General features: G+C 28.5%; 11 protein-coding genes. All 11 read right to left on the minus strand.

Translation table 11 applies throughout. The features are described 5' to 3' along the window. Positions 1-325: hypothetical protein (locus A500_RS04215; protein ID WP_016206349.1), on the minus strand; the 325-nt coding region annotated here is incomplete at its 3' end. Positions 326-385: 60 nt separating this feature from the next. After that, positions 386-814, minus strand: coding sequence for a hypothetical protein (locus tag A500_RS04220; RefSeq protein ID WP_016206350.1), 429 nt, complete (start codon positions 812-814; stop codon positions 386-388). Between the two features lie 8 nt (positions 815-822). Continuing rightward, positions 823-3,594 (minus strand): phage tail tape measure protein, encoded by a 2,772-nt coding sequence (locus A500_RS04225; RefSeq protein WP_016206351.1) that lies wholly within the window; start codon positions 3,592-3,594, stop codon positions 823-825. Between the two features lie 141 nt (positions 3,595-3,735). After that, the gene (locus A500_RS20290) at positions 3,736-3,918 is read right to left on the minus strand and encodes a hypothetical protein (RefSeq protein ID WP_157453605.1); all 183 of its coding nucleotides are present in this window, start codon (positions 3,916-3,918) and stop codon (positions 3,736-3,738) included. Positions 3,919-3,965: 47 nt separating this feature from the next. Beyond that, positions 3,966-4,328, minus strand: a complete 363-nt coding sequence (locus A500_RS04230) for a hypothetical protein (RefSeq protein WP_157453606.1) — start codon at positions 4,326-4,328, stop codon at positions 3,966-3,968. A 41-nt stretch (positions 4,329-4,369) separates the two neighbouring features. Continuing rightward, positions 4,370-4,945 (minus strand): hypothetical protein, encoded by a 576-nt coding sequence (locus A500_RS04235; protein WP_016206353.1) that lies wholly within the window; start codon positions 4,943-4,945, stop codon positions 4,370-4,372. Between the two features lie 21 nt (positions 4,946-4,966). Then, complete coding sequence (locus A500_RS04240) at positions 4,967-5,278, minus strand: hypothetical protein (RefSeq protein WP_016206354.1); 312 nt, start codon at positions 5,276-5,278, stop codon at positions 4,967-4,969. A gap of 9 nt (positions 5,279-5,287) precedes the next feature. Next, positions 5,288-6,037: a phage head closure protein gene (locus tag A500_RS19365; RefSeq protein ID WP_016206355.1), complete on the minus strand. Its 750-nt coding sequence runs from the start codon at positions 6,035-6,037 to the stop codon at positions 5,288-5,290. A 1-nt stretch (position 6,038) separates the two neighbouring features. Continuing rightward, positions 6,039-6,302: a head-tail connector protein gene (locus A500_RS04250; RefSeq protein ID WP_016206356.1), complete on the minus strand. Its 264-nt coding sequence runs from the start codon at positions 6,300-6,302 to the stop codon at positions 6,039-6,041. Between the two features lie 61 nt (positions 6,303-6,363). Then, entirely contained in the window at positions 6,364-7,434 is a 1,071-nt protein-coding gene (locus A500_RS04255) for a phage major capsid protein (protein ID WP_016206357.1), read from the minus strand. Between the two features lie 40 nt (positions 7,435-7,474). After that, positions 7,475-8,227 (minus strand): head maturation protease, ClpP-related, encoded by a 753-nt coding sequence (locus A500_RS04260; protein ID WP_016206358.1) that lies wholly within the window; start codon positions 8,225-8,227, stop codon positions 7,475-7,477. Between the last annotated feature and the right edge of the window lie 52 nt (positions 8,228-8,279).

Genomic DNA, 8,279 nt, shown 5'->3' on the forward strand with positions numbered 1-8,279 from the left:
AAGTTTCAGTTCCCCAATGCCTACAAGTTAGCTCCATAGTACCTAAACCTTTATCTATATTAACAATAATCCAATAATCATATTTATTTTGTGCATATGTTTTAACAACTCCATTCTTGGGAATCTCATTTACTAAATTCCCTAATAAATCTACATCTAAAGTAATATAAAACATATGTCCACTATCTAAATTAAATTTAGCCTTACATTCTAAAGAATAGTTATCTAATGTAACAATAGGATTCTTATTGCCTATTAAATCTACTTTACTTGTAGCTTCTCTAAATAGAATAATTCTATCTATAATAATCACATCCTTTCTCATAGAAAAATAGGTTAGAGAATTTCTCCAACCTATCTTCAAATTTATTCATTTTTCCAAATTCTATCTTTCATTAGAATATATTTCCGGATAGCACATGAAATTAACTTTAATATTTGAACCACCTATTTTTCTATTAATTTCTTTAGTAGTTACGTGATATAACTTAAATCCCCTATCTTCATTATTAAATGTAATAAGTTTATCTTTAGAGTTATTAAAAAAGTTTTTTATATACTCAATTCTCTTATAAAAATCATTTGTCTCCTTTATATTGAACTTAATCTCAAATTCTATAGGTAGCTTTCTAATAATTTTATGATAAGGCATATCTCTTCCGGGGATATATTTAAGCTCAATTTCATCATTTTGAGTATATGTTAATTCATAATCCTTTTCTAAATATAGACCCAAATTTTCTAAGTCAACATTATTTATTTTAACTACATTTAAATTCCTGCTAGTTTTATTAAAAACCTTATTTACAAACATTCTATCACCTACCCTAAAGCTAATTTGTTATATTTATGTGTGCTTTTATCTATATATGGACTTAACTCTTTAGCAGACTTTTTAGGATCAAAACTAGCCACTACATTTAATTCATTCTCCACTACAATCTGTTCCTTTAAATTTACACTTAATCCTTTTATAGCACTTGACATAGATTCTAAAGCTTTAGCAATAGTACTCATATCATTACTTCTTTCAGCCTTTAAATTGTTAATTTCTTGTGTAAATTGTTTAGTTATATTTTCTAAAGCTGATGTTTGTATATTTGAATCAACTCCACTACCTAATCCATTAATTTGCCTTATCATGTCCGTAGCACCTACACTTGCTATAGTATTAGTATTATAATAACTACCACTCAAAGCTACGTTATCTAACGCAAATGTTCTAGCCATAGCCATCTTAGGCATTATTATATTTGAAGTATCCATACTTTCCATTACAGGAGTTATGCTAAAAGTTCTAAACATATTTTTAAATGGATTAATCTTTTCTATAAATCCACCAATTTTGCTACTTGCATTTCCTAGCCATCCAAACAAATCTGATATTTTATCTATAACCCATTGTATAGGCGTTAAAACTGCACTCATAGCCGAAGTAATAGCGTTTTGAAATTTACTCATAGCATTTATCGCTACACTAGCTATTTTAGAAACTATAGAAACTAGAATATCAAAAATAGGGTATAGTATATTCCAAGCTATTTTTATTACATTAAATGCTACTTGAAATGCAGTTCCTAAAGCTGAAATTACTGGTTTTAAAAATGTTATTATATAATTAATATGATTTTTTATAAAATCAAATAATGGTTTACCAACGTTATTCCAAACAATAGATAATATATTCATAACCTGATTAAATACTTGACTTAGAAATGGTAAATTAGCTACAAACCAATTCACAACTCCACTAAATACTTCAATTATAAAATCAGCTAAAGGCTTACCAACGCTCGTCCATATTGCATTTATTATTTCAAAAGCAATTTGAAAAGCTGTACTTATTCCTGGCATACAGTCTGCTATAAAGTTAATTATAGCTTCAATAAAAATTCCTAAATTCTGAAATAATGGTTGTATAAATGAATTATAAACATCTTGTATCATTGTCCACGTATTCTGAAAAGTATCTTTAATACCATTAAAAGATTCGCTAAACTTAGCTTTTAAATTCTCTATTGCACTTTTAATTCCTTCAAAATTACTTGCTATAGCACCACTTAATAATATTATTGCTCCTACAACACCAGCTATAACTCCTGCTATTGCTAGAAAAGGAATACTCGCTCCTGCCATTGCAGTAGATATAGCACCCCACATAATTATTGCAGTTCCAACAGTAGTTATTAAAGTTCCTAAAACTAATAAGACAGCACCAATTACTGTTACTATTGAAACAATTGCACTTGTTAATTCAGGATTCTTTTCTACCCAATTGGATACTGCTCCTACAACTTCATTTACTTTTTCTAAAAAAGGTTGCAAAGTTGGTAGTAATTTTTCACCAATTGAACCTTTTAATTCGTCTATCCTTTGAGTTAATAATTTGTTTTGCATTCCGAATTGACCAGCTTCTTGAGTTGCTAATCCAGTTGCACTAGCAGATTGTCTAACTATCTCTTTATATACTGCTGTCATTTTAGTATTATCATCTAAACTATTCCAACTTTGACCTAAACTTTTTATAAATTCGCTATTCTGTAATGTGTTAGCAGAAATATTTATTCCAAATGCATCAAGTGCTTCATAGTTACCCATTAGTCCTGATTTAAATCTAGATAGAGCATCATCAAATGGCATGTCAGTTATTGCACCTAAATCTGATACTAAATTCATTGTTTCACTAGTCAAATTATTAGTTTCTTCTGTTGTATACCCCATATTCTTATAATATGTAGCTATAGATGTAGCACTATCTCTATATTGTTTACTCGTTAATCCTATACTTGAAGCTAATTCACTACTATTATTTATTAATTCTTGAGTAGTTGAATCTAAATTCTTTAATAAGAAATCTGTACCAGCTATCTCTGCTGAATACTCTGAGCCACTTTTAACTAACTCGCCCATAGTGCTTACAATTTCTTTACCAGCTTCACTTACAGATTCTCCGACTCTTCTTACACCTTCACCAACTATAGTCATTTGAGCACCAAAGGCAACTGCATCTTTACCTGCCTTATCAAAGCTATTTCCTAGTTCATCTACGTTATTATTATCTATATTATCTAATTCATTATTTAATTTTTGAATTTCAGAATCCATAGATTTTATTTCAGCTTCTGTTGAATTAATTGTAGTATTCATATTTTTAAGTGAGTTATTCGCATTTATTACACTATTCTTCTTAGTATCTAGTGCTTTATTAGCTTTAATTAAAGATTGCTCTAATTCTTTTACTTCATCTGAACTTTCTCCATAAGTAGCTTTAGCTTTTTCTAATGCACTTTGCAACTCTTTAACTCTAGATTGTTGCTTTTCATAAGCACTAACTGCCTTATCTAAAGTCTGAGTACATTTTTCTTGCTCTTGCTTATAAACACTTAATTTATCTTTAAGTTTTTCCAATACAGATTGTTGTAATTTTAATTTAGCACTTAATCCTTCTGATGTTTTCTCAAAATTTTCTACACCAGCACCAGCATTTTTAAATTCTGATTCCATATATTTAATTTCTTTATTAATAGAATTTATTTGTTGTTTCATCGTTCCAGTTTTTATAGTTAAATCTATTACAAGCTGTTTATCTGCCATATTTATTCCTCCTTTCATAAAAAGAAAGATAGCTTAAGAAAAAAGATAGAAAACTTATTTACACTATCCTTCTTTTTTAAACTATCTTTTAAAATGAATAAAAAGTGGACTTATTGCTATCATATCGACATGTGCCACCTTTTAATCTAAAACTTTTAATCTAGTTTCTTCTGACTTATTATTTCTACTGCCTTTATTGTTGATATTATTTGTATTATTAACTTGCTTATTATTTTCTACATATAAATCAAGCTGCTTAAAAATAAATCTTAAACTAGATTCATATATTTCATCGTTACTCATTTTAAGTAAAGATCTACCCATATATAAAATATTATCAATATCTATAAAATCTCGATCTTTACTTTTTGCTACTTTTTTTCAGTTTCACTCTTAGCCTCAGGCATTTCTTTATTTATTAACTCAGTAATAACAGGACTTAAAGATTGTATGATTCCCATTTCATCGTAATCCTTAAAGAATTTAGCACCTAAAACTCTTCCAGTATTCTTATCTGAAACCATGCTATATATTAATTTTAGTATCATTTCTAGGTCACCTTTTTGCATTTTCTCTAAGCCTTCTTGCAATCCTATTTTATTAGTATCTTGAAAATGAGTTATATTCTTTAAGGTTAAAGATACTATGCACTCTTTTCCATTTATATTAACTTCTACTTCTTTTTTATTTGCTAAATTTATAATTTCCATTTTCATCATCCTTTCTAATTTCAAAATTTAAGAGTAGATATTTCTACCTACTCCATTCATTAAACTTAAATTGGTAAAACTACCGTTTCAAAGAAACTTTCATATTCAGCCTTTGCAGATGATTTCTCAGCTTCATCTTCTATAGCTTCAATTTCAGACTCACTCATCCATAGATCTACATACTGTTTACCATTAATTTCAACTGGTAATGACTTCCCTGTAAATGTCCATACTTCTCCTTCACTCTCTGTTTCATTAGATTGCTCCTCTTTACGAAGATTCAAAGAATATAAAACTCTTCTTCTTGTTGTATTATCATCTAATAATATTTCATATGCTAATGCGATTTGAGGTACTGTTCCACCTACAATAGTAGCCATTTTACCGTTAGCATATTCTTGCCCTGTTAATTCAGCTAATAACTTTAGTCCCATTGCACTTGACATTTCTATTTCTACATCTACATTTTGTAAATTTGCTGAAGAATGTTCAGTAGTGCAGTCTGAATAGTATTCTATCTCCTTATAGTTGTTTGTTGTATTTAAAGATACACAATTTTTCAAAGGAATAGCAGTTCCATATGTACCTCCAGATTGCTTTTTAAAGGCTGTAAGTTTTCTTACTCCTAACTCTCTTGACATATTATAAATTCCACCTTTCTTTTATATATTTTTACTTGCAGTTATAGACACTTGAATAAACCCTTCTTTAGTAGTTACTGATTGATTTACAGCTATATTTCTAAATAAGTTATTTAATAAAATTTCTTCAAATTTCTCAACTGTTTTATTTACTTTTTCATTAATAATTAAAATAAAAAAGAAATCATGGCTAGATGACTCCTTTTTCATATCACTTATCAATAATTCTTTTTTATAATTGTAGACTACACAAGGACAAACACCTTCATCTCTACTTATGTAATAAAATTCAATGCCTAACTCGTGTTGTAATTTATTTATTGTTTCATTCATGCTTATCACCTATTTCAAGATTTTATCAATTTCTTGACCTACTATATTCATCATCGTTTCAGATGATTTATCTTTAACTTTCTTGAAGCTGTCATCCATCCAACCTAAATGTGGCTCTACTCTTTCACCATTTTTCCATAACTCAAAACCATAGTGCTGATAGTATAGATGATCCACTTCATCCCAGTTACTCTCGTCAATTCCTACTTTACCAACTATAGTGCTTTTATACTTCTTAATATTAGTTACCTTTAATTTATCAGCACCATGATCACTATCTTTATCCTTTGGGGCATCTTTCTTTTGTTGTTCTAAAACTATCTTAGTACCTTCTTCTACTGCTTTTTTGCCTATCTTATTACCTACATTTCCAAGGTTATTTAAATCATTTAATAAATCATCAAATCCACTAGTCTTAATCCCATTATTGCACCAATCAGCCTTAATTTCATAATAATTATTTGATTCTTGTACATTGTTTACATAGATAATGTTGTAGGTTTTTCCTTTGTAAACTATTCTATTTTTAGGTGTTATGTCTTTATGGTTATGTCTGATGTAGAAAGTAACTCCTACATTACTATTAGTTCCATAATTCTCAGTATATTCACTACCTCTTGTATAAAGAATCTTTGCTCTACTATTGCAAAGTGTAGTCCATTTATCTCTTAAAATGTTATCTTCATCTTTAACTTTAGTAAGTCTTTCTATAGTTATTGCATGTTTTAACTCACTAGAATTTATATTAAAATCACCCATATTATCTATACCTCAAAGAATTTAAAAGGGATTTAACTACTTTATTAGTAGACTTTCTATCAACTTCCATTTCTCTATTATTAAACATATATGTAACTAAAGCTATTATTGTAATATTATACCTAGGTTTTAGTTCTTCAGTTATTTCTACTGGTATTAATTCCTTTATATAAGTTTCTGAAGCTAATATTAAAGTTTCTAAGTAATCATCAAAATAATTATCTTCTGTATCTATAGATAATGCTATTTTTATTTTATCTAACATTTAATCCCTCCTATCTTAAAAAATAAGGCAAGGGTATTTATATACCCTACACCCCTTATAATTAAGCAGTTTTCTTAATAGCTACTATCTTTTGATTTTCGACTACTTTAGCATCAGCTTCTACGAATCCAACTACTCCAATTGCATATTCTTCAGCATATTTTTCATTTAATATAGAAACTTGTACATTGTTAGCTAATTTAACATAAAGTCCAGAAAAATCTCCGTAATAAATTGTTTCTACTGGTACTTGATCAGATAATAATACGTTCTTTCCTAATATAGCCCATCCAAATTCTTTAGTAGCATCTGCATTTAGTAAATATTGTCCATCAGTAGTTTTAAACTTTCTAGCTACCTTTAAGTCTGCTGGATTCATTAACCATTCACAGCCACCTTGTAATGCTGAAGGTACTGCCATTTGCATATCTACAAAAGTGTCTGCATTTATAGTAGTTACTGTAGCTGGTACAACCTTAGATAAACCTTCTATCTTACCAGTTGTTCCTACTATTAACTCTTTTTCTAAGAACTTAGCTATAGAATTAGCTACTGCATTTACTACATATTTTAATAAATCAAAATCTGTTCTATTTATTAATGATCTAGAAATCTTAGATAATGTTCTAGCTATAAATGCACCTAACTTAACTGTTTTAAACTTTGCATCAGTAGCAGAACCTTCTTCTAATTCTTCCATGTAAGCACAAGTAGGCATACTATCCTCTTTTACAAATGTTAAATCTCCACCAATATTAAATTTAGTTGCTCTTGCATAAATTGGAGATATTTCTTCTACTTTAGCTATTATCTTTGAAGCTATAGAATTTGGTATTAGTACCCCATTACTTCCAGCTGTCATATCATTAGAAACCCCCGTTCTAATAAAATCAATAAACACCTTTTCTTCCTTATTTAATATTTCCTTGTTATCTACTACTTTATTTTCCATAACTTTAACCCCTTCCTTTAATTCATTTTCTAATGTTTCTAATTTTTCAATTTCAGACTTCTTAGCTTTTATGTCATTCACTACCTCTAAAGCCTCATCAATTTTATTTTCTAACCTTAAAGAGTTAGCCTTATCCTTCAACTCAGTTATTTCCCTATTTAATTCATCAATTTTTGTCATTAAAATTTCACCCTTTCTTATTTAATTGCATAAAAAAGAACTACAGTAAATTTAACTCTAGCTCTAGCAATTTCTTTTTATTATTTAATTCTTTTTCTTTTAAATCTTCTACAACTTCAATTGCTTTCTGATCAACTTCCTCTTTAGTATCTTTTAAAGTATCCTTTAAACTTTCTGGTACATTTTTATATTGGTCAAAGAGTTCTTTATCAACACTTGCAACCATTTTTTTATCATCTTCTAGCCTTGTAACATTAAAGTAATTCTCTATTTCATCAGATGTTAGCCAAGTTTCCTCAGATAACATATCCTTTAAAATATCTTCTGTTAAAGTTTCTTTAGCCTTAGACATATACATAGGAATCATTTCACTATTTTCTATTTTATCTAATAATTCAATTTCTTTTCTCATCTCATTTGCATTACCCCAAACCATAGATAAAGGTTTGTGCAACATTAAGATACTGCCATTATATATGTATAAATTATCAGCTAACATAGGTAACCAACTAGCACAAGAAGCACCTAGTCCATCTATATAACAATTTAAAGTTATATTCTTAGTTGCTTTTGCTCTCTTTAGTAAGCTAATAATACTTTGAGTTACAAAAACTTCTCCACCTGGGCTATTAACATATACTTCTAAAGTTGAATTATCAGTAATTTTATCTATAGCAGTTTTAAAGTCTTTAAAATCAACATCATCTTCACTCCACTTTTCTGATACTATTGCACCATATAAATATAATTCAGACTTATTATTATTAGATATAAAATTATAAAACTTGTTCATTTATTCACCACCTTTCTCAGCCTCTTCTGTAGATTTATCACCATATCTCTTT

The organism is Clostridium sartagoforme AAU1 (assembly GCF_000401215.1).
Lineage (GTDB): Bacteria > Bacillota > Clostridia > Clostridiales > Clostridiaceae > Clostridium > Clostridium sartagoforme.

Coding starts and splice junctions, on each gene's coding strand:
- A500_RS04225 (WP_016206351.1), bottom strand. CDS start 3,594: ATGGCAGATAAACAGCTTGTAATAGATTTAACTATAAAAACTGGAACG.
- A500_RS04250 (WP_016206356.1), bottom strand. CDS start 6,302: ATGTTAGATAAAATAAAAATAGCATTATCTATAGATACAGAAGATAAT.
- A500_RS04235 (WP_016206353.1), bottom strand. CDS start 4,945: ATGTCAAGAGAGTTAGGAGTAAGAAAACTTACAGCCTTTAAAAAGCAA.
- A500_RS19365 (WP_016206355.1), bottom strand. CDS start 6,037: ATGGGTGATTTTAATATAAATTCTAGTGAGTTAAAACATGCAATAACT.
- A500_RS04240 (WP_016206354.1), bottom strand. CDS start 5,278: ATGAATGAAACAATAAATAAATTACAACACGAGTTAGGCATTGAATTT.
- A500_RS20290 (WP_157453605.1), bottom strand. CDS start 3,918: ATGGGTAGATCTTTACTTAAAATGAGTAACGATGAAATATATGAATCT.
- A500_RS04255 (WP_016206357.1), bottom strand. CDS start 7,434: ATGACAAAAATTGATGAATTAAATAGGGAAATAACTGAGTTGAAGGAT.
- A500_RS04220 (WP_016206350.1), bottom strand. CDS start 814: ATGTTTGTAAATAAGGTTTTTAATAAAACTAGCAGGAATTTAAATGTA.
- A500_RS04260 (WP_016206358.1), bottom strand. CDS start 8,227: ATGAACAAGTTTTATAATTTTATATCTAATAATAATAAGTCTGAATTA.